The organism is Flavobacterium sp. M31R6, assembly GCF_013284035.1.
Classification (GTDB): Bacteria; Bacteroidota; Bacteroidia; order Flavobacteriales; family Flavobacteriaceae; genus Flavobacterium.
In genome coordinates, this window is sequence record NZ_CP054141.1 from 1,538,333 (window position 1) to 1,561,387 (window position 23,055).

The 23,055-nt window shown below is 35.7% G+C and carries 20 protein-coding genes and 1 pseudogene; 15 read left to right on the forward strand and 6 right to left on the reverse strand.

What is annotated here, in order from left to right; translation table 11 throughout:
- Positions 1-75: 75 nt before the first annotated feature.
- Together HQN62_RS06305 and ric are read right to left on the reverse strand one after the other, a co-directional pair.
- Positions 76-2,181 (reverse strand): ribonucleoside triphosphate reductase, encoded by a 2,106-nt coding sequence (locus HQN62_RS06305; RefSeq protein WP_173503723.1) that lies wholly within the window; start codon positions 2,179-2,181, stop codon positions 76-78.
- A 31-nt stretch (positions 2,182-2,212) separates the two neighbouring features.
- On the reverse strand, positions 2,213-2,944 hold the full coding sequence (gene ric, locus HQN62_RS06310; protein ID WP_173503724.1) for an iron-sulfur cluster repair di-iron protein: 732 nt from the start codon (positions 2,942-2,944) through the stop codon (positions 2,213-2,215).
- 432 nt (positions 2,945-3,376) lie between these two features.
- Here ric and HQN62_RS06315 point away from each other — a divergent pair, with 432 nt between their 5' ends.
- From HQN62_RS06315 to HQN62_RS06375, 13 genes and pseudogenes are all read left to right on the forward strand, one after another.
- Complete coding sequence (locus tag HQN62_RS06315; protein WP_173503725.1) at positions 3,377-3,811, forward strand: c-type cytochrome; 435 nt, start codon at positions 3,377-3,379, stop codon at positions 3,809-3,811.
- An 11-nt stretch (positions 3,812-3,822) separates the two neighbouring features.
- The gene (locus HQN62_RS06320; RefSeq protein WP_173503726.1) at positions 3,823-5,157 is read left to right on the forward strand and encodes a cbb3-type cytochrome c oxidase subunit I; all 1,335 of its coding nucleotides are present in this window, start codon (positions 3,823-3,825) and stop codon (positions 5,155-5,157) included.
- Positions 5,158-5,283: 126 nt separating this feature from the next.
- A complete protein-coding gene (locus HQN62_RS06325; protein ID WP_173503727.1) occupies positions 5,284-6,075 on the forward strand; it encodes a CbbQ/NirQ/NorQ/GpvN family protein in 792 nt (263 codons plus the stop codon).
- Positions 6,076-6,286: 211 nt separating this feature from the next.
- Positions 6,287-8,062 (forward strand): nitric oxide reductase activation protein NorD, encoded by a 1,776-nt coding sequence (locus HQN62_RS06330; protein WP_173503728.1) that lies wholly within the window; start codon positions 6,287-6,289, stop codon positions 8,060-8,062.
- 141 nt (positions 8,063-8,203) lie between these two features.
- Positions 8,204-9,154, forward strand: a complete 951-nt coding sequence (locus HQN62_RS06335) for a DUF438 domain-containing protein (RefSeq protein WP_371811650.1) — start codon at positions 8,204-8,206, stop codon at positions 9,152-9,154.
- A 426-nt stretch (positions 9,155-9,580) separates the two neighbouring features.
- The gene (locus tag HQN62_RS06340) at positions 9,581-10,162 is read left to right on the forward strand and encodes a cytochrome c oxidase subunit 3 (protein WP_173503730.1); all 582 of its coding nucleotides are present in this window, start codon (positions 9,581-9,583) and stop codon (positions 10,160-10,162) included.
- A 2-nt stretch (positions 10,163-10,164) separates the two neighbouring features.
- Positions 10,165-10,407, forward strand: coding sequence for a cytochrome C oxidase subunit IV family protein (locus HQN62_RS19095; RefSeq protein WP_173503731.1), 243 nt, complete (start codon positions 10,165-10,167; stop codon positions 10,405-10,407).
- 306 nt (positions 10,408-10,713) lie between these two features.
- Positions 10,714-12,174, forward strand: coding sequence for a copper-containing nitrite reductase (gene nirK, locus HQN62_RS06350; protein WP_173503732.1), 1,461 nt, complete (start codon positions 10,714-10,716; stop codon positions 12,172-12,174).
- Positions 12,175-12,247: 73 nt separating this feature from the next.
- Positions 12,248-12,580 (forward strand): annotated as a pseudogene (locus HQN62_RS06355) (c-type cytochrome); the annotation flags it as partial.
- A 27-nt stretch (positions 12,581-12,607) separates the two neighbouring features.
- Positions 12,608-13,375: a formylglycine-generating enzyme family protein gene (locus HQN62_RS06360; protein ID WP_173503733.1), complete on the forward strand. Its 768-nt coding sequence runs from the start codon at positions 12,608-12,610 to the stop codon at positions 13,373-13,375.
- 44 nt (positions 13,376-13,419) lie between these two features.
- The gene (locus HQN62_RS06365) at positions 13,420-14,052 is read left to right on the forward strand and encodes an SCO family protein (RefSeq protein ID WP_173505527.1); all 633 of its coding nucleotides are present in this window, start codon (positions 13,420-13,422) and stop codon (positions 14,050-14,052) included.
- An 11-nt stretch (positions 14,053-14,063) separates the two neighbouring features.
- Complete coding sequence (locus HQN62_RS06370) at positions 14,064-15,338, forward strand: alginate export family protein (RefSeq protein ID WP_173503734.1); 1,275 nt, start codon at positions 14,064-14,066, stop codon at positions 15,336-15,338.
- 382 nt (positions 15,339-15,720) lie between these two features.
- Complete coding sequence (locus tag HQN62_RS06375) at positions 15,721-17,346, forward strand: LVIVD repeat-containing protein (protein ID WP_173503735.1); 1,626 nt, start codon at positions 15,721-15,723, stop codon at positions 17,344-17,346.
- A 56-nt stretch (positions 17,347-17,402) separates the two neighbouring features.
- Here HQN62_RS06375 and HQN62_RS06380 read toward each other — a convergent pair whose 3' ends face one another.
- The 3 genes from HQN62_RS06380 to lysS all read right to left on the reverse strand — a co-directional run bounded on the left by HQN62_RS06380 (position 17,403) and on the right by lysS (position 19,755).
- Complete coding sequence (locus HQN62_RS06380; RefSeq protein ID WP_173503736.1) at positions 17,403-17,714, reverse strand: type II toxin-antitoxin system RelE/ParE family toxin; 312 nt, start codon at positions 17,712-17,714, stop codon at positions 17,403-17,405.
- Positions 17,696-17,932 carry a hypothetical protein gene (locus HQN62_RS06385; RefSeq protein WP_173503737.1) on the reverse strand — a complete coding sequence of 79 codons (237 nt, stop codon included), beginning with the start codon at positions 17,930-17,932 and terminating at the stop codon, positions 17,696-17,698. Before HQN62_RS06385 ends, HQN62_RS06380 begins: the two co-directional genes overlap by 19 nt.
- Positions 17,933-18,057: 125 nt before the next feature.
- Positions 18,058-19,755: a lysine--tRNA ligase gene (lysS, locus tag HQN62_RS06390; protein ID WP_173503738.1), complete on the reverse strand. Its 1,698-nt coding sequence runs from the start codon at positions 19,753-19,755 to the stop codon at positions 18,058-18,060.
- Between the two features lie 412 nt (positions 19,756-20,167).
- Here lysS and HQN62_RS06395 point away from each other — a divergent pair, with 412 nt between their 5' ends.
- Positions 20,168-20,908, forward strand: a complete 741-nt coding sequence (locus HQN62_RS06395) for a hypothetical protein (protein WP_173503739.1) — start codon at positions 20,168-20,170, stop codon at positions 20,906-20,908.
- Positions 20,909-21,156: 248 nt separating this feature from the next.
- Positions 21,157-21,855 (forward strand): lipoyl(octanoyl) transferase LipB, encoded by a 699-nt coding sequence (gene lipB / locus HQN62_RS06400; protein WP_173503740.1) that lies wholly within the window; start codon positions 21,157-21,159, stop codon positions 21,853-21,855.
- A 181-nt stretch (positions 21,856-22,036) separates the two neighbouring features.
- On the opposite strand, the gene HQN62_RS06405 is transcribed toward lipB, so the two are convergent.
- Positions 22,037-22,696: a ribonuclease HII gene (locus HQN62_RS06405; protein WP_173503741.1), complete on the reverse strand. Its 660-nt coding sequence runs from the start codon at positions 22,694-22,696 to the stop codon at positions 22,037-22,039.
- Between the last annotated feature and the right edge of the window lie 359 nt (positions 22,697-23,055).

Sequence of the window (23,055 nt, forward strand, 5' to 3'; positions counted from 1 at the left end):
CAGGATATCCAATCAATAACGAATTGTTGAACTCTTGGTTTAAACAACTTTAAACCATATTAAACATTTAAACTTTTAAACCTTTTGGAATTTCGCTTTTTCCTCAATTATAATTTCATCACATTTTGGGCAATACTCGTGTTCTCCGTTTAAATAGCCGTGTACTGGACACACGCTAAACACTGGCGTTACTGTAATATAAGGCAATCTGAAATTCGTAATCACTTTTTTGACAAACTGTTTGCAGGCTTCCGGTGAGCTTATTTTTTCGCTCATGTACAGGTGGAGAACCGTTCCGCCAGTGTATTTGCATTGCAATTGATCTTGTAGCATCAAAGCTTCGAATGGATCTTGTGTAAAATCTACTGGAATTTGAGAACTGTTTGTGTAATAAATATTTTCTTGCTGTCCCGCCTGAATAATGTCGGCATACCGTTTTTTGTCTTCTTTAGCAAAACGATAAGTAGTTCCTTCGGCAGGAGTGGCTTCGAGATTGTATAGATTTCCGGTTTCTTCTTGGAATTCTTTCATTCGATTACGGATATGGTCCAGAATTCCAGAGGCAAATTCAATACCGGTTTCGGAGGTTACAGTATCTTCACTATTGGTAAAATTCTCAATCATTTCATTCATTCCGTTCACTCCAATAGTCGAAAAGTGGTTTCTGAAATGTTGCAAATAACGTTTGGTGTACGGATACAATCCTCGGTCATACATCTCCTGAATAAACACCCTTTTTTTCTCCAAAGTTGATTTGGCGATATATAAAAGTGAATCCAATTGGGTATACAACTTTTCTTTATTTCCTTTGTTCAAATAACCCAAACGCGCCATGTTGATGGTCACCACGCCAATGCTTCCTGTCATCTCGGCACTTCCAAAAAGACCATTTCCACGTTTCAGCAATTCACGTAAATCAAGTTGTAGACGACAGCACATAGAGCGAACTGCATTTGGTTTGTATGCATTCTCATTTTCAATCTGATTACCATTTTCATCCAAAATATATTGGCTTCCTATGAAATTTTGAAAATAGGAAGAACCGATTTTGGCTGTATTTTCAAAAAGTAAATCGGTGTTTTCTCCATCCCAATCAAATGCTTCGGTGATATTCACCGTTGGAATTGGAAAGGTAAACGGTTGTCCATTGGCATCGCCTTCGGTCATAACCGTATAATAGGCTTTGTTAATGAGGTTCATTTCTTTTTGGAAATGTTCGTAACGTAAATCCGTTACTTTGGATACTCCTCTTCTTTTGGCTCTCACCAATAAATCTGAAGTAATGTTATTTTCAAAAATATGATGATCATTTTTTGTCGGAATCTGTGTTTTTAAATCATCTGGAACAATCCAATCCAAAGTGATGTTGGTAAAAGGAGATTGTCCCCAGCGTGCAGGAACATTGAGGTTGTAAACAAAACCTCTAACGGCTTTTAAAACGTCATCAAAACCTAAATTATCTTTGAAAACATATGGAGCAAGATAAGTGTCAAAAGAACTGAAGGCTTGAGCTCCTGCCCATTCGCTTTGCAAAATTCCAAGGAAATTAGCCATTTGCCCCAAAGCTTCTCTAAAATGGGATGGGGGTCTGCTTTCTACACGACCTCTCACACCATTGAAACCTTCATTAAGCAACACACGTAAACTCCAACCCGCACAATAACCGGTAAGGCAATCCAAATCATGAATGTGGAGGTCACCATTGCGGTGTGCATAACCTTCTTCTTTGGTATAGACTTTATCCAACCAGTAATTGGCTATAATTTTTCCCGCCACATTGTTAACCAATCCTGCATTAGAATAAGAGGTATTAGCATTGGCATTTATGCGCCAATCGGTTTGTTCAACATATTCCTGAATGGTTTGCGTACTATCTACATAAGTGGTGTCATCATTCAATCCTTGCACATGTTCGCGCTGTAATTTTCGGGTGTGTCGAAACAACATGAAAGAACGCATTACATCGAAGTAATTTTTCTCGTATAATTTCTTTTCAATTAAGTCCTGAATTTCTTCGACAGCCCATACTTCCTCATTTTCGAGCTGGATGATGATGCTTTCAAAAACACTTTCATCAACAACTATAGAGACACTCTTGAAGCTTTTTTCAATCGCATCTTTGATTTTATAACTTTCAAATGGTTTGTATTTTCCATTTCTTTTGATGACATAATTTCCCATAGTTGTTGGTTTTTAGTGTTTGACATTGGTTTTATGATTGTGCCGAAAAATCTTTTTCGAGCTTGGTTGCTTTTGGGAATAAAATATTATTTTCCAAATGGATGTGTTTGTGTAAATCGGCCTCAAATTCCTGTAGCATGGCAAACGTTACTTTATAAGTGTTGCATCCATCTGCAGGCGGTGTGTAATTATTGCTTAATGCTGCTATTCTTCTAAAACGTTCCCCTTCGGCATCGTGTTCGTGCATCATCATGGAGATTGGGTTTTCAACTGTTCCAAAATGAGGCTGCTCAATCAATTGATCCGAAATAGTAGCATGAACCATTTTTTTGATAAAAGGGAACAAAATCAGCTCTTCTTTTTTCATGTGCTGTGCCAATTCTCCAGCACATCCTTTAAATAGTTCATTTATTTCAAGTAACTCCGGATGATTGGCTCCATGCACTCTGCTTAATTTGTCCAAAAATTGAAGCAGTGTTGGTGTTTTTTCTGAAACATAACGGTGATGCGTTTTTTCTATATAATCGGCTAATAAATCAATCGGCCATGAATTGAAATCGATTCCAGAATCACTTTTTGACGATAAAACGGTTTCAATTTCCTGTAATAAATCTTCAGGATTAACTGATTTTTTCTCACATGCTTCTTCAATGCTTCTGTTACCATTGCAACAAAAATCGATGCCATATTTTGAAAATAAAGCTGCTGTTCTAAAGTCTTTTGCTACATATTCACCTATTGTAATTTTTTCTAAAGTTTCCATAGTCTTTGTTTTTATAATTAAAATTTAGAATACAAAAATAGGTAGTATTTTAATAAAAGACAAATTTATCTTTAATTAAATATATTATTTTTTATTTCGTTTAAATAATTGAAAAAGAAATGAATGAGATTTAGGTATCTTCTTTTTTTGACTTTATAATTTTACGACTAATTGAAAAATTGGAACATGATTTTTATCATATTTTGATAAGGACTTAAGAACATTTTGCTGTTGAAAACTTATCTAATTGAAAATTTTGTTCGCCATTATATATATTATGGTGTAAAATAAATATGTAGAAAAAAAATAAAAATAAATGAGAATTATTATAATAAAAGACAAAAATATCCTTTATATTTGCATTTAAATAAAAGACAAATTTATCCTTTATTAAAAAATCAAATTTTTACTAACTAAAAAAAACAGATTATTATGCTTTCAAAATCACAAGCACGGGCATTTTTTCTGGGAGGAACATTAGTCACCTTTTTAATCTTTATAGGATTGACTGTTTATTCGTTTATGCCCAGAAATGATCAGACCAATTACAAGGCCATTGACAAACAAGTCGTGAGAGGAAAAGAAATTTGGGAACACAACAATTGTATGGGTTGTCACACCATTATGGGAGAAGGAGGCTACTATGCACCCGAACTGACCAAAGTTATCGACCGCAGGGGAGAAGGTTATGTTAAGGCAGTACTGATGTCACCCGTGCCTTGGGCACCAAACGGAAGAAAAATGGTTGTTTACAACATGAATGAGCAAGATGCGGATGCCGTTGTGGCGTATTTAAAATGGATCGGGAAAATCGATTTGAATGGGTTTGACCGTATCGTTTCGCCATTAGCTAAAGAAAATAATTAAAATATAAGAAGATGAAATATAAATCACAAAAAGTAGCCTACTGGTTTTTTGCACTGTGTATGCTGCTGTTTTCACTGCAGATTGTCTATGGTTTTATCATGGGCTTTGACCGAATAGGTATTCAAGCATTGCACGATGTTATTCCTTTTAATGTTGCCCGAGCGGTACATACTAATTTATTGGTTGTTTGGCTGTTGACCGGTTTTATGGGAGCGGCCTATTACATTATCCCCGAAGAAGCACAACGCGAATTGATTAGCGTAAAATGGGCGTATGTACAATTGATTTCCCTTGCCGTTGTTGGAGTTGTGGCCATTGTTGGTTTCCACTTCAACCACTGGGAAGGAAGAAAGTTTCTTGAGATTCCGAGAGAGCTGGATTTTCTGGTAGTTATCAATGTATTGTTGTTCTTAGGATTGATTTTAGGAACGCTTTTCAAAGGAAAACGCCAAACAACAACTGCTTTGGTATTGTCCATGGGATTGTTGTTTGCTGCCTTATTGTATCTGCCTGGAATGATTTGGTTTGACAGTCAGGTGATGGATTCATTCTTCCGTTGGTGGGTAGTTCACTTGTGGGTTGAAGGTGTTTGGGAATTGATTATGGGAGGTATTCTTTCGTATTTATTAATCAAATTGACGGGTGTTGACAGAGAGGTAATCGAGAAATGGTTGTACGTAATCGTTGGATTGACTTTCCTTTCGGGAGTTTTAGGAACAGGGCACCACTATTACTATATTGGAGTAAATAAAATTTGGTTAATCGTTGGTGGTATTTTCTCTGCATTGGAGCCTTTGGCTTTCTTGGCAATGGCTTTGTTTGCAGTGAATATGTACCGCAAAGGAGAAAAAAGTCATCCCAATAAAATCGCTTTATTCTGGACAATTGGTTCTTCTATCGTTTCGTTTATTGGAGCAGGATTACTAGGTTTTGCGCACACCTTGCCACAAACTAACCTTTATACACACGGAACTTTGGTAACTGCGATGCACGGACATTATGCCTTTTGGGGCGCGTATGCGATGATTGTTTTAGCGATAATCAGTTATGCACTTCCGAATTTAACTGGACGAAAAAGATATCAAAGCGCAACAGGAATGGCTGCTTTCTGGCTATCAAATATTGGAATGTTGGGAATGACAGTTGCTTTTGGAGTAGCTGGAGTGGTGCAAGTTTATTTGGAACGAAAAATGAAAATGGAATTTATGGTAGTGCAAAACGAAATCAGTATCCACTTTGTTGTATTATTGATTTGCGCCACGATGTTCGCCACAGGAATTGGTCTGTTTATATTCGATTTCTTTAAATATGGACGACCGACCGATGAAGCTTTAGAAATAAAATAAAATACTAATTCAGCTTACTAATTCAGCCCTTTTTTTAACCGGAGCGTTTAGACAAAAGTTTTCGAATTTCCATTTCCATAAAACAAATGTTTTGCGTTTCGGTTTTTCTAAAAAAAAACAAAAAATATGTTAGTAGATACTTTATTACCCGCACCTTATTACCACACAGTTGGCAAAGAAGTGGAAGTCTTTGAACATTCATATAAAAATAAAATTCCTTTTTTGTTGAAAGGCCCTACTGGAACCGGTAAATCCCGTTTTGTGGAGTATATGGCGCATCGATTGGAAAGAAATCTGATTACAATCAGTTGTCACGAGGAAACTTCTTCTACCGATTTGATTGGCCGATTTATTATCAAAGGTGCTGAAACTGTTTGGCTAGACGGTCCTTTGACCACTGCCGTAAAAGAAGGAGCTATGATTTATCTGGATGAAGTGGCCGAAGCCCGTCCCGATGTGATTGTGGCTATCCACTCCTTGACTGACCACCGACGCATCCTGTATATTGACAAACTGGGAGAAACCATCAAAGCGCATGATAATTTTATGCTGGTTGCTTCTTTTAATCCTGGCTATCAAAGAGGTTTTAAGGAATTGAAACCTTCCACGCGCCAACGATTTGTAGCTGTCTCATTTGATTATCCAGAAGCGAAAATTGAAACTGAGATTTTGGTTAATGAGGCCAATATTGATAATGACACAGCCAAGAAACTAGTAGCCATTGGCAACAAAATTAGAAATCTTACCGAATTGGGATTGACCGAAACGGTTTCGACACGACTTCTTGTAGATGCTGCGAAAATCATCCACAGCGGATTACCAAAACGATTGGCTGTTCATGTAGCCGTTGTTGAGCCTTTGACAGATGATTTGCAAACAGTCGAAGCACTGAAAGATTTGTGCAATTTGATGATTTAAGTCATTGCGAGGAACGAAGCAATCTCACGATCAGAAGTTAGTGGCTTCAATATCATTTGGAATTGAAAGAAACAAAAAATTATATAAATAAGGGCATTGTAGAACAAAAAACTCACATCATTACTCGCATGGATTTACGAAGTGTGATTGCTTCGTTCCTCGCAAGGATATGCTAAATGTGATTGCTTCGTGCCTCGCAATGACAAAAATTATGGGTTTCGAGATAGATGAATACTTGGTTGGGAAGTTTTTCAAGCACTTAAAAAGCAGAAAAAAAATAAGTCCCGAAATAGAAGCCAGAACGGTTACTCTTGCCGAGATTAAACCGCGCTTGACTATTATGGCGCGTGCCTTGACAGGAAATCCGATCGAAATATTTTCTGCCGAAAGGGAAGGTGGATACAAAAACAATAATTTTTTTCTTCCGATTTCGTTTGCCGAATTTCCAACTCTGGAAGAGAACCTTACTTTCTATCATTTTAGAATGTTGTATCTCAGTGTACAACAGCGCCTTAATTACAATTGGGCAGCGGAAGAAATCGAGCCGGAATTATTCCTTTCCCAACAAAAAGCATTAGAAACATCAGATGACGTTCTAGCCATTTTGTTTCAGGAGTTTTCTATTGACGAACAGTTTTTGGCGTATGCCAAAAATCATTTTATCCAAAAATCAGATGCTAAAAAAAGCCCTGATTTCTCTTGGCTCTTTGGCAAATGGATGAAAAATGAAATGGTAATCGATAGTGAGAATGTGTTGCAGAACTTCTCGGATAAGACCAAAAAACCAAATGAGATTCAGCCTTTAACTACACTAAAAGCAAAAGCCGTTGAGGAAGTCATCACAGTGGAACTTGATAAAAAACAGCAGGAGGATTATGTGATGCTGCATAATTTTGAAAAAGTGGAAACCGCCGAAGAATTTAACGGAAACTGGCGTGATTTTGACGGATCGGATGAGTTGGAAGATCATCAGGATGCATTGGAAGAACTGAATATGAAATACACCGTTCGCGTTGACGATACGGCACATTCTGTTTACCAATCCGATTTTATGGAAAACACAACCATCTCCGAAAGTGCGTCTGTCGATGACAAAGGATTTCACCATTCCTACGACGAATGGGATTTTAGCAAAAACAGCTACAAAGAAAATTTTTGCAAAGTATATCCAAAATCACAACTAAAAGCGGATGCCGATTATTACAAAAAAACAATAACTAAGAATGCTTCCATCTTGATGGGCTTGCGCAAAATGTTGACGAATGTCAACAATAAAATGCAACAACAAAAAAGGCAAACCCAAGGCGACGAATTTGATATCGATGCCATCACCGATTTATATGTCGATGTGCATTCCAGAAGAACGCCATCGGATAAAATTTATGTTTCGAACCGAAAAAAAGAAAAGGATTTGTCGATTCTGATTCTGCTAGACATCAGTCTTTCAAGCGACGGTTACGCTGCCGGAAACAGAGTGATTGATGTGGAGAAAGAAGTTTCTATTTTGTTTGGGGAAATCCTCAATGAGTTCAATATCGATTTTTCGATAGACAGTTTTTATTCCAAAACAAGAAATTATTCGACTTATCTGACCATCAAAGATTTTGATGAAAATTGGAATGTCGCCAAACATAAAGTAGGAGCAGTAGAACCCAGTGGTTATACCAGAATTGGTGCCGCACTGAGGCATGCAGGAGTTCGCCTCGACAAACGAAGCACCAAAAACAAATGGGTGATTTTAATCTCTGACGGAAAACCCAACGATTACGATAAATACGAAGGAAAATATGGAGTCAATGACGTAAAACAAGCCCTTCGCGAACTCAATTCGAAAAACATTAATTCCTACGCATTGGCCATTGAGGCCGAAGCCAAATATTATTTGCCTCAAATGTTTGGGCAAAACCACTATCAAATTTTGACAACTCCCGTTGAGTTGCTGCAATCGTTAGTGAAACTATACGAAAAGATAAAACACCAAAAATAAGAACAAACATTGAGGATACTTTTTAAACCATATAAGTCATATAAGTCCATATAAGTAAAGCTTAAATGCTCTTACATGACTTATATGGTAAAAAATCGGCTCTTAAATAATCCTTTAATGGTTTAAAATTTAATTAAAATGATAGAAACAGAATTACAAGAAGGTCATCCAGTTTGGAATTACTTTCAGGAAAAGGAATTAATAGTGTCTCTTTTGCAAGAGATTACAAACGTTAACCCATTGATTGATTTACCAAAATACACCAACATATTCAATCAGTTGCTTACGATAGAGAAACGATTTGCCCGCAAAGAAAATCAGCTTTTTCCTTTTTTAGAGAAAAAAGGTTGGGTTGGTCCATCGCAGGGAATGTGGTCGTTTCATGATAATTTAAGAGAGCAATTCCGTTTGATTCAGTATTATCTCAAAATGATTAATTTAGAAAAAGTTTCAACTAATACTCCTTTTTTGATAGACGGAATTTACAGATTGATGGGAGTTGAAGAAAACGTCCTGTTCCCAAATGCATTGGACATCCTTACCGAAAATGATTGGATCGAAATGCGCAAAGGTGAAGAAGAAATAGGTTGGATGTTATCTCAAACACCACCGCCTTTCCCAAAAGTGGAATACATCCACCCGAGCGAAGATTTTACCATCAGGGAAATGCCTTTTTCGTTGGAAAACACTTCGCATTATGACGAAGGATACATGACAGTGGAACAGGTGAATTTGCTTTTCAAAACCATGCCATTGGATTTGACTTATGTGGACGAAAATGATAAAGTGATTTTTTATAACAGAGGAGAAGAACGCGTGTTTCCAAGAAGTGCTGGAATCATTGGCCGTGAAGTGAAGTTTTGCCATCCACCAAAAAGCGTAGGAACGGTTCTCAGAATCTTGGACGAATTCAGGAAAGGAACTCAAAACGAATCTTCTTTTTGGATTAACTACAAAGATCGCTTGATTTACATCCGCTATTTTGCCGTAAGGGATGCCAATAAAAACTATAAAGGCGTGATCGAAATGTCACAGGATATTACCGACATCAAGAAAATTGAAGGTGAAAAAAGATTATTGGATTGGGAGTAAAAAAGAATTAAGATTGCAGATTTCAGAATTTGGAGCGGAAGGATTAGGCGTTTTTTGGAAATATTGTCCCGCTTTCCGTTACAATCTCCCGATGAAAAATCGGGAGGATTTCCACTGCAATCGGGGCTAAAGGGCAATGTCATTAAGTTAAGGGAGAAATTAAAAAAACAGCACGCAGATTCAGCAGATTCGGCAGATTTTTTACTTTTTTTCTGCGTAAATCTGCGAAATCTGCGTGAAAATAAAAATAGTAATTCCTTAACTTAATGACATTGGGCTAAAGGGATAAATTTTGATTTTTTGCCATCATGTAAGAAAGAAAACTGTAATAATGAGTTCCAATTTTCAAAATCAAAAATCTACAATTCAAAAGTCTTCAATTTAAAATCGGAATTCAAAAATCGTTAATCCTCAATCTAAAATCAAATGGAAACTCTAAAAATAAATTACAAAAACATCTATTATCCGCCAGGAGGAATCTTGATGTGGATTATCATTTTTCTAGAACTCATTACTTTCGGAATGGCATTGATTGCATTCGTGTATTATGGAAGTGAAAACACAGCCGTATTTCATCAGTCAAGAATGCAATTGAACACTACTTTTGGAGCCGTTAATACCGTTTTCTTATTGACAAGCGGTTTTTTTATGGCCAATGCAGTATATCTGTTTAAAGAAAATGAAGTCAAGAAATCATCGGTATTCTTTAAGTTGGCTATGCTTGGAGGATTTTTCTTCTTGGCACTCAAAAGCGTAGAATATTATCATAAAATAGAAAGCGGAATTTCATTGGATACCAATATGTTCTACACTTTTTATTGGTTGTTGACTGGTTTCCATGTAATCCATGTCATTATGGGATTGGTTATCTTGGGATGGACAAACTACGGAATGACCAAAAAAGATTCCGATACAGCTGTTGAAGACGTTGAAGCCTGTGCCGCTTTTTGGCACATGTGCGATTTGATTTGGTTGCTTTTATTTCCTACACTTTATTTATTTTTTTAGTAATGAAAAATTCACTAATTTTAATCTATATATTTCTGTTAATTATCACTATTACAACAGCTTGCCTGTCAAGTTTGTTTGGTGTGTCAGCTTTTATTACCTCTTTGATAATGGGTTTGGCTGTTTTTAAATTTCTGTTGGTTGCTTTTCAATTTATGGAATTAAAAAAGGCGCATTCGTTTTGGAAAATCAGTTTAATAATAACTTTAGGATTGATTATAGTTTTGATTATTGGGATTAAATAGTTACTAAGTACCTAAGATTCTAGGTCGCTAAGATTAAGAAGATAATCTAAAAAAATCATGCTCAGTTAATCTATGGAATTGATAAAATGTGAAAGTGGTTAGAAAAGGTTTGTGAACTTTTTTCAACTTAGAATCTCAGTTGCTTGGAATCTTAGCAACTTAATTAATGGATAAAATAGGGTCTTAAAAAAAAGTTAAAAACATGATATTTATCATTAATTTTTTGAATCTCAAATTTTAATTTTACAACATAATAAAAGACAAAACTATCCTTAATATAAAGCCACTTTTTAAAACGAAACAATTATGAAACAATTATTCCATTTTAGCAAACCCTATAAAATTATTGCTTTTGCATTATTTGCAGCTGTTAGTATTTTTTCTTGCGGTAAAAAAGAAGAAAAGCACGACGTTGATTATTACGAAAAAATAAAAGTAGAAGGTCAAAAAGAAGCAGAACTAACAGCGCCACCATTTGTCCCAAAACCAGTTGGCGACAGACCTGCTATGCATTTGGTAGTCAATATGGAAATCAAAGAACAAGAAGGAGAAATGGTCGATGGGACAAAATACATTTATTGGACATTTGGAGGTTCAGTTCCAGGAAGTTTCATTAGAACAAGAGTAGGTGACGAAATTGAGTTTCACTTAAAAAACCATCCTGATAATAAATTACCACACAATATTGATTTACATGCCGTAACAGGGCAAGGTGGAGGAGCAGCTTCTTCAATTGTAGCACCTGGGCATGAAAAAGTATTTAATTTTAAAGTGCTAAATCCAGGATTATACGTGTACCATTGCGCTACCGCACCTGTTGGGATGCACATTGCAAACGGAATGTATGGGTTAATTTTGGTAGAACCAGAAGGAGGTTTGCCTCCAGTTGACAAAGAATTCTATGTGATGCAAGGTGATTTTTACACCAAAGGAAGTTATGGAGAGCAAGGTGTGCAGCCTTTTGACATGAACAAAGCATTGAAAGAAGAACCGGATTATGTGGTTTTCAATGGTAAAGTAGGATCAATTGCAGGAGATAATGCACTTACTGCCAAAGTGGGCGAAACGGTTCGTATCTATATGGGTAATGGTGGACCAAACTTACTTTCTTCATTCCACGTTATTGGTGAAATTTTTGACAAAGTTCATATTGAAGGAGGTGATGCTATAAATACTAACGTTCAAACGACATTAATACCAGCAGGAGGTGCTACAATTGTAGAATTTAAAGTTGATGTGCCTGGAACATTTATTTTGGTGGATCACTCAATTTTTAGAGCATTCAATAAAGGAGCTTTAGGAATGCTGAAAGTAACTGGTGAAGAAAATAAAAAAATCTATTCTGGTACAACGCAAGAAGGAATATATTTACCTGAAGGTGGAAATATTCAAAATATGCCAGAAGGAAAAAAAGAAGCCAAATCTACTGTAGCCAAAACGCTTCCTGAACAAATTAAATCGGGAAAAGCTATCTTCGGTACAACTTGTTTTGCTTGTCACCAATCTGAAGGTCAAGGGGTACCGAACGCATTTCCTCCGCTTGCAAAATCAGATTTCTTGAATGCTGATCCTAAAAGAGCAATTCAAGTTGTCATAAGAGGATTGAGTGGTGAGATTACTGTAAATGGCAAAAAAATAAACAGTGTGATGCCAAGTCAAAATCTATCTGATGATGAAATCGCTGATGTTCTAACTTATGTTTACAGCAGTTGGGGTAATAATAAAACAGTAGTAACACCAGCAATGGTAAAAGCTCAAAGAAAATAATAAACACAATTTTAAATATTTATAAGTCATGAAAAAATACATTTTAGGAATAGCATTAATTGGATTAAGTTTAAAAGGTTTTAGCCAAGATGCAAACAAAGGAAAAGGGGTTTATACCAAAACCTGCATCGCTTGTCATCAAGCTACTGGGGCAGGAATACCTGGCGCTTTTCCTCCATTGGCCAAATCAGATTATTTGAATGCCGATGTTAACCGAGCTATTAAACAAGTAATCAAAGGATCTAATGGTACAATCACCGTAAATGGAAAGAAATTCACTGGAGCTATGCCTCCTCAAGCTTTGAGTGACCAACAAATTGCGGATGTACTTACTTATGTATACGCAAGCTGGGGAAATAGTAAAAAATCAGTGACTGTAGCAATGGTGAAAGCCCAAAGAAAATAATAAATACCAAAAGTAAAAAGAGCCTCAATGTTCCCACTAAAAAAAATACTAACCTTCTTTTTATTGTTGATTTGCGTTACTCTTTTTGCTCAAGACGTTAAAATGGTACCTATAAATGGGGGAACTTTTGTTCCCCTTTATGGAGCCACTACAAAAAAGCCAGTCAAAGTGGAACCATTTAGCATAGATGTGTATCCTGTTACGAATGCGCAATACCTTGCTTTTGTTAAAAAATATCCAGATTACAGTCGCTCGAAAATGAAAGGATTATACGCAGACAAAAGTTATCTAACCCAATGGGAAAGTGATTTTAGTTTCGGAAAAAATAATCTGAGTAATGCTCCTATAACTAATGTTTCCTGGTTTGCTGCCAAGAAATATTGTGAGTGTCAAGGAAAGCGATTGCCTTCCATGGACGAGTGGGAATATGTGGCTATGGCGGATGAAAAACGATCTGATGCCCGTACCAAAGAAGAATTTAACAGATACATTTTATCTTGGTACGAAAAACCAAAAACCTATTCGAATCCTGTTGGGCAAACTTTCAAAAACTATTGGGGTGTCTATGATATGCATGGTTTGGTCTGGGAATGGACATCGGACTTCAATAGCATTTTTCTTTCGGGAGAATCCAGAAAAGATAAAGACACCGATAAGAATCTCTTTTGCGGAAGCGGGTCAGTAAATGCAACCGATTTGATGAATTATGCCGCTTTTATGCGCTACGCTTTTAGAGGAAGTCTAAAGGCCAATTACACTACAAAAAATTTAGGTTTTCGATGTGCTAAAGATTAATGGCAGCTTTCGAGACTCAACCAAAACCAAACAAAATGAAATCAATGTTAACCCAAAACCAAAAAGGAATTCTAAAAAAAGGATGGTCTTATTTACTTGTTTTGCCCATCTTAATATTTATTTTTGCGTTCCAGAGCTGTAATAAAAAAGAGACTGTAGATAAAAACAAGCCTATATCGGATTTGTCCATATACAATTTACCTTCCAAATGGACGAATCAAAATGGACAGAATATCGAAATGAAAGATTTGAGAGGAAAAGTACTGGTCATGGTTATGATTTATACTTCCTGCAAATCGGCTTGTCCTCGTTTGGTGGCAGATATGCGTAATATAGAATCTCGTTTGCCTGACGATATCAAGGAACATGTGAAATTGGTGTTAGTGAGTATTGATCCTGAAGTGGATACGCCAAAACGATTAAAAGAATTTGCTATCGCCAATAAAATGGATGGTGAGCAATGGGAGTTTTTGAGATCAACAGAGGAAAATACAAGAGAGTTTGCGGCAGTTTTGGCTGTCAATTACAAGAAAATTGCACCACTTGAATTCTCTCATTCTAATATTATAAGTGTTTTTAATGCCGAAGGAGAATTGGCCTATCAACAAGAAGGATTAGGAGTAAACTCAGACGAAACCATCAAAAAAATAACAGAAGAAGCGGTTAAACTAAATTAAAATCCCACCAAATGAAGATATTTAAAATAATGGCACTGGCAGTTGTGTTAATAGCCAGTATGAATACTTTTGCCCAAGAATTTGATGCCAATTTACAAATTAGACCTCGTTACGAATTTAGGAACGGTTACAAAGCTCCGATTCCTTATGGAGAAACACCAGGTCAGTTTATATCGGGAAGAACGCGTTTGAACTTAAACTTCAAGCAAGATAAATTTGTTACCAAACTTACAATGCAAAATGTTCGTGTTTGGGGAGATGTGGCGCCAAATACCAAATCGGATGCGAATGGGATTCAAATATTTGAGGCTTGGGCACAATACAATTTTAATGAGAAATGGAGTACCCGTATTGGTCGTCAAGTAATTTCGTATGATAACCAGCGTATTCTTGGTGAAGCCGATTGGGCGCAACAAGCACAAAGCCATGATGCTTTATCTGCAACTTATAAAAGTGGAAAAAGCCATCTAGACATGGCCATTGCCTATAATGCTAATGGCGAAACGGATATTGCCACACCTTATACTGTAGCCAATTACAAAGCGATGCAATATGCCTGGTATCATACTGACTTGGGTAAAATAAATATGAGTTTACTATTTTTAAACACAGGTTACGAAAATAAACTAGTCGCTCCAATTCCAACTCCAACTCCAGAATTAAAAGTAGATTATATGCAAACTTTTGGTACCTATATGAATACCAAAGGGAAATCTTGGGATGGCAATCTATGGTTCTATGGACAAACAGGGAAAAGCTCGACTTATACCGTAAGTGCTTTTGACGCAGCCTTAAATTTTAATTATGCGTTGACAGATAAGTTCAAAGCTGGTCTTGGATATGAATTCTTATCAGGAAAAAGTCAGGCTAATACCAGTACCGACATAAAATCATTTAATCCTATTTTTGGAACCAACCATGGGTTCAATGGTTATATGGATTATTTCTATGTAGGAAATCATAAAAACTCGGTAGGCTTGCAAGATGCTTTTCTGAAATTCGGATACGCAGTGAATAAATGGCAGTTTGCATTATTGCCACATGTTTTTAATGCTGCCAATACAGTTTTGGATGCTAGTGGAAATGAAATGAGTAACTATCTTGGTACAGAAGTCGATTTTACATTTGGCTATTCAGTACATAAATTTGTAAACATAACTGGCGGTTATTCCCAAATGTTTGCAACAGATACCATGCAAAGACTGAAAGGTGGTGATGTTAATCACACCAACAATTGGGCTTGGGTCATGATTAATGTGAACCCTCAAATTTTTTCTTTTAAATAAAGGTGTTAATTTCTTGTGTAAACGAAAAGGAGCTTCAAATTGGAGCTCTTTTTTTATTGATTTTAATACGTTCTACAGTTCAGTAATTCATTCTGAATTTGCTTTAACAAGCCAACATCATCGACAGATTTTAGTTTGTCTACTATTTTTGTTTTAATTCTGAACTGCTCATAATGGCATGGTTTTGGATAAGCAAAGAAATGAAACAAAAAAATATTTGTTTTAATTTGAATTTTTGAGTGGGAAGATGTGTTTTGGTTTAAAGCAGTTGTTTTTTTGATGTATTGTTAAATAAATACCTTTCATATTAGTGTCAATTTAAAACAGCTATAAATTTGCCTCCCTCTCAAATAAATAATAAATAATTTATTATAGTTTAATTATGAAAAAAAGTATTTTTGGGCTACTTGCCTGTTCTTTTTTGGTTTTTCAGAGTTGTCAAAATGATGGTGATAGCGTTAATGTAGATCAAAATGCAAAAGTTATTTTAAACACAAATTCTCAAAATTTGTCTGGCAGAATGAATAACGATAACCTAGGTATTATCGGTTTGATTACCACTAAAACTACTGGTAAATCTTCTGCAAATGAAGCCTCTTCTGATTTTCCAATGGCATTATTGGCGGAATTTAATCCTCCTACTTACAACGGTTTGACTTTGAAAGCGACGCATGTTGATGTTAAGGACAATTATGTGTATGTTTCTTATAACACCCAAGGTGAAACTTACTTAGGTGGAATAGATGTAATTGATGTTTCTCAACCTAATAATCCACAGCTTATTATACAAGCGATTTTACCAAATGTTGATATTAGCACTGTCGTTTACGATAATGGGAATCTTTACCTAGCAGGGGCAATGGATGTTGATAAAAATGCTCAATTGACTAGTGCTGCATTTGTTGGTAAAATGCCACTTCAAGCTGGGAAGTTGACTGATAACTACACGACTGTTTCTTTAGAAAGTAATGTTGGTACTGGAGTTGCGGTTGCAGATTCTAAATATTACGGTATATCCGGAAGCAACGGTGTTGTTGCAAAAATTGACAAAGCAACAAATATTGTTGAGACCACTATTCATGTTGTCGATTTGCGAGCGTTGAGACGTATTGATAATAAAATTGTAGTCTTAAGTGGTACAGAAGGAGTGAAAGTTTTTAATGCCGATAATTTAAGTCTGCTTTCTTCTTTTTCGACTTCTAAAGATGTTTTAGAGGCTAAAAGAACAATTGATTTTCAAGGGAATAATTTGTTGGTTTCTGAAGGATATCAGGGACTAAAAGTATATAATTTAAACTCAGGAAGTTTGCTTCAAAGTTTGCCATTGCCAACTAATTTAGCTGGTGTTGATGCTGGTGATGTAGTTACTAATGCTGTATCTGTAAATGGTGATTTTGTATATGTTGCCAATGGAGCCGCAGGTGTTTCTGTGTATAAAAATGTAAATAGCAGTTTGTCTTCTTTAGGGTCAATTCAATTAGGAGGTTCTGCAAACTATGTAAAGAGTGTTGGAGATTATATTTTTGTAGCTTCTGGAAATGGAGGATTAAAAATTATCAAAAAAATTAGCAGCGCCCCTCAATCACTCGCTTGTGATGGTTTTATTGCTTATCCAGGTTCTGCTTACTTGAACGTAAATTCGGGAGAAACATTTAATTATAAAGGTGATCAGTCGCTCTATACCGTTAATGTCAACCAAAATCTTAATTGGTGTGGAGTTCTTGCTGCAGCTCAAGGAGTAACAGTAAACAGTAATGGTGTTTTTTCTATAAAAGGAGGTCTATATGTTGGTACTACCAAAAATTCATCTACTTTAATAGTTAATGGAACTCTTAATATTGAAGGTGATTTAATGGTGTATGGAAATGTGATTTTGAATAGCGGTGCCAAACTTCAATTTTTAGGGGCAGGCGGACATATGATAATTACTGGGACTGTAACTAAAAATAGTGGAGTTACAATTACAGGAAATTACATTGATGATAGAAATCAAGGTAAATTGAAATAAAAAATTAGCTTTGGGCTGAAAATAGAAAAGGAGCTTCAAATTTGAAGCTCCTTTTTTTATTGTTTTTTTAGAATCTTAAAAAGTTTTTTCGGGTTTTGTCGATTGTCCCAAAAAGCAACAACAATTAATTCTTTCTCTGTTGTTTTGTAATAAATATTATAATGACCCAAAGTTGAGGTTCTAATATCTTTGTAGTCTGTATTAATAAAACTTTCAGGGTTATTGAGTAGAAATTGTACTCTTTCTAAGATTTGAAAAATCAGTTTTTCAGAATAGGTAGAAGATTTATTTCGTTTTGCCCAATAACTCAATATCTTTCTTCTTTCACGAACTGCTGTATCAGTCCAAATTACTGTTTTGACAACCATTCCAAATCTTCTTTGTCTAATTGCTCTTGCGAAATGACTCTTCCCGCTTTTATATCTTCCTCTCCTTCTTTTACCATATTTAATTCGTATTCATTTAAATGGTAAATTTTATCTTCCTCAACTGTCTTTAGTAAAGTCATTATTTTTTTTAACAAGCCCTCGTCTTCTATAGATTTTAGTTTGTCAAATATTTCTAGTTTTAATTCTAAAGTACTCATAAATAGTATGATTTTGAAAAACAAAGTTAAGGAAAGAAAATGAATCTTTGTTTTATAGAAAACTTTTAAATAAAAAAAGGAGCTTCAATTTGAAACTCCTTTTGTAAATATAGTTAGAATAAAAATTACCCTTTCAATCGACAAGCTTTTACATCCCCATCAACAACAACCTCAGTCAAGCCAAGAGCCGAAAGATTTTTCATAGCCTTGTCCCATTTTTTACCGCTCAATTCTGATTTGATTTTTAGTGAACCAAATTCCATTTGGTTTTCATTCATCTGCAAAAGAGTAACAATTAATTTTTCATCTTCCTCAAGTTGAACCTGTTTTTTCTCTGGGCGCATTTGCGGGAACAACAAAACTTCCTGAATCGATGCATTGTTAGTCAAATACATAATCAAACGATCCATTCCAATTCCCATTCCAGATGTTGGAGGCATACCATATTCTAAAGCCCTTAAGAAATCTTCATCTATAATTCCGTTTGCTTCATCATCACCTTTTTCAGCCAAACGCATTTGGTCTTCAAAACGTTCACGTTGATCAATAGGGTCATTCAATTCAGAATAAGCATTTGCAATTTCTTTACCGCAAACCATTAATTCAAAACGCTCAGTAAGTGCAGGATTATCGCGGTGTTCTTTACACAAAGGCGACATTTCTTTAGGATAATCTGTAATGAAAGTTGGCTGAATATAATTTCCTTCACATTTCGCTCCAAAAATCTCATCAATCAGTTTTCCTTTTCCCATTGTTTTATCAACTTCGATTCCCATTCCTCTTGCAGCTTCAAACAATTCGTCTTCGCTTTTTCCAGAAATATCAAAACCAGTAAAATGTTTGATAGAATCCGTCATGGTAACACGTGCGTAAGGTGCTTTAAAGTTGATTTTATGCTCGCCAAAAGTAACTTCACTAGTTCCGTTTACAGCAATAGCACAATGCTCAATCAAACCTTCAGCAAATTCCATCATCCAGTTGTAGTCTTTGTAGGCTACATATATTTCCATTGCAGTAAATTCAGGATTATGCGTTCTGTCCATTCCTTCGTTACGGAAGTTTTTAGAGAACTCATAAACACCTTCAAAACCACCAACAATTAATCTTTTCAAATACAATTCGTTTGCAATACGCATATAAAGCGGAATATCAAGCGAATTATGATGCGTTATAAAAGGTCTTGCCGAAGCTCCACCCGGAATTGATTGTAAAACCGGAGTTTCAACCTCAAGATAACCTGCATCATTAAAATAACCACGCATAGCAGTAAACAGCTTAGTACGTTTGATAAAAGTATCTTTAACATGTTGATTCACTGTTAAATCTACATAACGCATTCTGTAACGCAATTCAGCATCGTTAAAAGCATCATGAACGTTTCCTTCTTCATCAACTTTAGGCAATGGCAACGGACGCAACGTTTTACTCAAAAACGTGAAACCACTCACGCGGATACATTTCGCACCAACTTGGGTAGTGAATAATTCTCCTTCAATACCAATAAAATCTCCCAAATCGGTCAATTTTTTAAATACTTGATTGTAAAGTGTTTTATCATCACCTTCGCACAAAACATCGCGATTCACGTACAATTGTATACGCCCTTCGCTATCCTGCAACTCAGCAAAACAAGCTTTTCCTTGATCTCTAACGCTCATCAAACGCCCGGCAACAATCACTTTTTTGCCCTCTTCAAAAGACTCCTTTATTTGCTTCGAAGTATGATTTACAGGAAAAAGATTGGCAGGATAAGGATTGATTCCTAAATTACGTAAAGATTGAAGTTTTTCTCTTCGGATGATTTCTTGTTCTGATAAGGCCATTATATACTGTTTTTTAAGAGCGCAAAGATAACAAATTGATTGCAGATTTCAGAATGCAGATTTCAGATTTTTTGGAGCAGAAAATTCGCGTGTTTTCAAGACCATTTCTCCCGCTATCCGTTGCAATCTTTTTATTTTTTAAAAAAAAATAAAAGGATTTTCACTGCTATCGGGGCTAGGCCACAAGTTTAGTTTTTCATAAGATCTTTATTCATAAATCTTTGTCAAAGTTTTGAACTTTGACAAAGATGAATGGTATTAAACTGTTTGTATTTAACCGCAATGAACACAAAGCTTAGCGAACTTTGCGTAATTCTTTGCGAACCTTGCGGTTATTTACTTAGTTAAAAACAATATAAAATCCGTACAAAATAATGTAACTTCGCTTTTCAAAACTTAGAAACCCTTAAAAATGAAAAGATACTTGTTCCTGCTCCTCATTCTCCTAACCGTAAGTTGTCAAGTTACCGAAACCCTTCAACTCAACTCTGATGGAAGCGGAACAATTGAAGTTGTCAATTTAAGAGACGAACATAGCTATATGCAAATTGCTAAGGAAAACTATTCGAAGGAAGATGTCTACAGAGATACAACTTACATTTTTGGTGATTATATCAAGAAGCATCACGAAACATTTTCCAGAACACCTGTAGCTGACCAAAAAGTATTTTTAAGGTATTCAGGGGTGAAAGTTCATAAAAAAGCAAGTTCCTACGATAAGGAATTTCGAGCTACTTATACCCAAAATTTTCAAAAAGCATCCGATATCGTCGATCTTTCAAAAACCGATCATTATTTAGACGATATAAAAAAGAATTACGCCTTAAGTGCAGAAGAACACTATTACAAAGTATGCTACGACTACACCGGCAATCGTTTCAACAGAATCGTAACGATTATTGATACATTGGAGCAAAAAAAGGAATTTGATAAAATAGAAAGTTTAAAAGCAGAATATAAAGGATATAAACTAGTTCAGAATTATATCTTGAATTATCATTTTCCTCGAAAAATCCAATCGGTTTCCAATCCACTTGCCAAAATAAGCGATGACCATAAATCACTATCACTACAATTTCCATTATCCGATTGCTTACAAAATCCGCTAAGCACAAATCTGGAAGTGATTTTGGAACCCGAATCAGTTGATTGAAATATTTCCTGCAAGGTTTTTTTCAAACCTTGTAGGTATTTCTTTTAGCGAAAAACACATAGAAAGTGATTGTTGAAGAAAATCAATTATTTACGGCTCATTGATTTCAAATTTTATACGATACCTACAAGGTTTGAAAAAAACCTTGCAGGAAAAATGCTGAACTTAAAACTTTGTATCTTTGCAAAAATAATTCTTAGTCCCGATATCGGGATAGCAACTTAGATTCTCAGCATCTCATAAAAAAAATGAACAAAACCATCCAACTTCAAGATTTAGGAAATAAAGATTACAAAGAAACTTGGGAATACCAAGAAGAATTGTTCAAGGGAATTGTGGATTTGAAGATCCAAAATAGGAGAGAAGAAACCGCTATTCCAACACCTAATTATTTTCTATTTGTAGAGCATCCTCACGTTTACACTTTAGGAAAAAGTGGTGATTTGAGCAATTTGCTTTTATCTGAAAAACAATTGGAAGCCAAAGGTGCCACTTTCTATAAAATCAATCGCGGTGGTGATATTACTTATCATGGACCTGGGCAGATTGTGGGTTATCCAATTCTGGATTTGGAAAACTTCTTTTCGGATATTCATAAATACTTGCGTTTTCTTGAGGAAGCTATTATTCTGACTTTACAGGAATATGGATTGGAATGTGGCCGAAGCGACGGCGAAACTGGAGTTTGGCTTGGAGTGGGAACACCATTTGCCCGAAAAATTTGTGCCTTGGGAGTTCGCGCTTCCCGCTGGGTGACTATGCATGGTTTTGCTTTAAACGTCAATGCCGACTTAGGATATTTTGATAACATCATCCCGTGCGGAATCCGTGGTAAAGCGGTTACTTCCCTTCATGTAGAACTCGGTGTCGAAAAAGTGGATGAACAAGAAGTGAAAGAAAAAATCTTGAAACATTTTTCTCAATTATTTGAAGCTGAGATTTTGTGAACATAAATTTTTTTCAAACCATTAAGATATCAAGATTAATTAAGAAATCCTTTAAATCTTAATTTTCTTAATATCTTAATGGTTAAAAATTAAAACAATACTAAATTGTTTTTACCTTTCTCAGGCTATAAGTTGAGGGAAAAATAAATAATTTAATGTTTAATGTTTTTTATTTTTAAAATTATAACTCCAATTTCAACTGTTCCGGCAATAACCTAAAACTCATTCTGTGATATTTTGTGGTGCCGTATTTTCGGATGGCTTCACGGTGTTCCGCTGTGGGATAGCCTTTGTTTTTCTTCCAATTGTACATTGGGAATTCTTCGTGAATTTTATCCATATATTCGTCACGGTACGTTTTTGCCAGAACCGAAGCAGCAGCAATACTCAAATATTTCGAATCTCCTTTTATGATACTTTGATTGGGAATTGATTTCAATAATTCGATTTCGGCTTTCGAGAATTTTTTTCCGAAAGTATTTTTCAAACCCAATTTAGCATTTAGCGATCGATTGCCGTCAACAATAATAAATTCTGGGGTTTGGGTTAATTTCAAGACGCATTCCTGCATTCCTTTCATCGAAGCGTTTAAGATGTTTATTTCATCAATTTCTTTCGGATGCAAATGCGTTACGGCGAATGTAATGGCGTGTTCTTCTATGATAGGTCTAAGTTTTTCTCTCGCTTTTTCGGATAATTGTTTACTGTCGTTTAGGATTGTATTTTTAAAATCAATTGGAAGAATTACGGCGGCGGCGGTAACTGGGCCCGCAAGACAACCACGTCCGGCTTCGTCGGTGCCGGTTTCTAGTAAGAAAGTGGAGAAATTAGTAAGAAGCATATTGAAATCTTTTCGTGTGGCAAATATTGTGAATTTTTCTCGATTTTCTTTTTTGATGGCAAATTGATTTCGGAAATATAAAAGATGTGGGGATTGTATTATGTTGTTGCGAGCGCGAGAGGGATAGAAGCAAGCTACCAAAGTAGCGCATATAGCCCGACAGCAGTAGAGAAAGGGGCGAATAAGCGGTACTGTGGGTTAGCCCCTTTTTCTACTGGTGGCTCGTCCAAGTAATTTGGAAGCGATATGTTGTGGTTTGTAACTAAATTATGTTTTGTTGTTTGTTCTATAAATTGTGGTGTTTTTTTATTTATACGTTTTTATCCTTTACCTTTGCTCGACATATCAGTGAAATAATT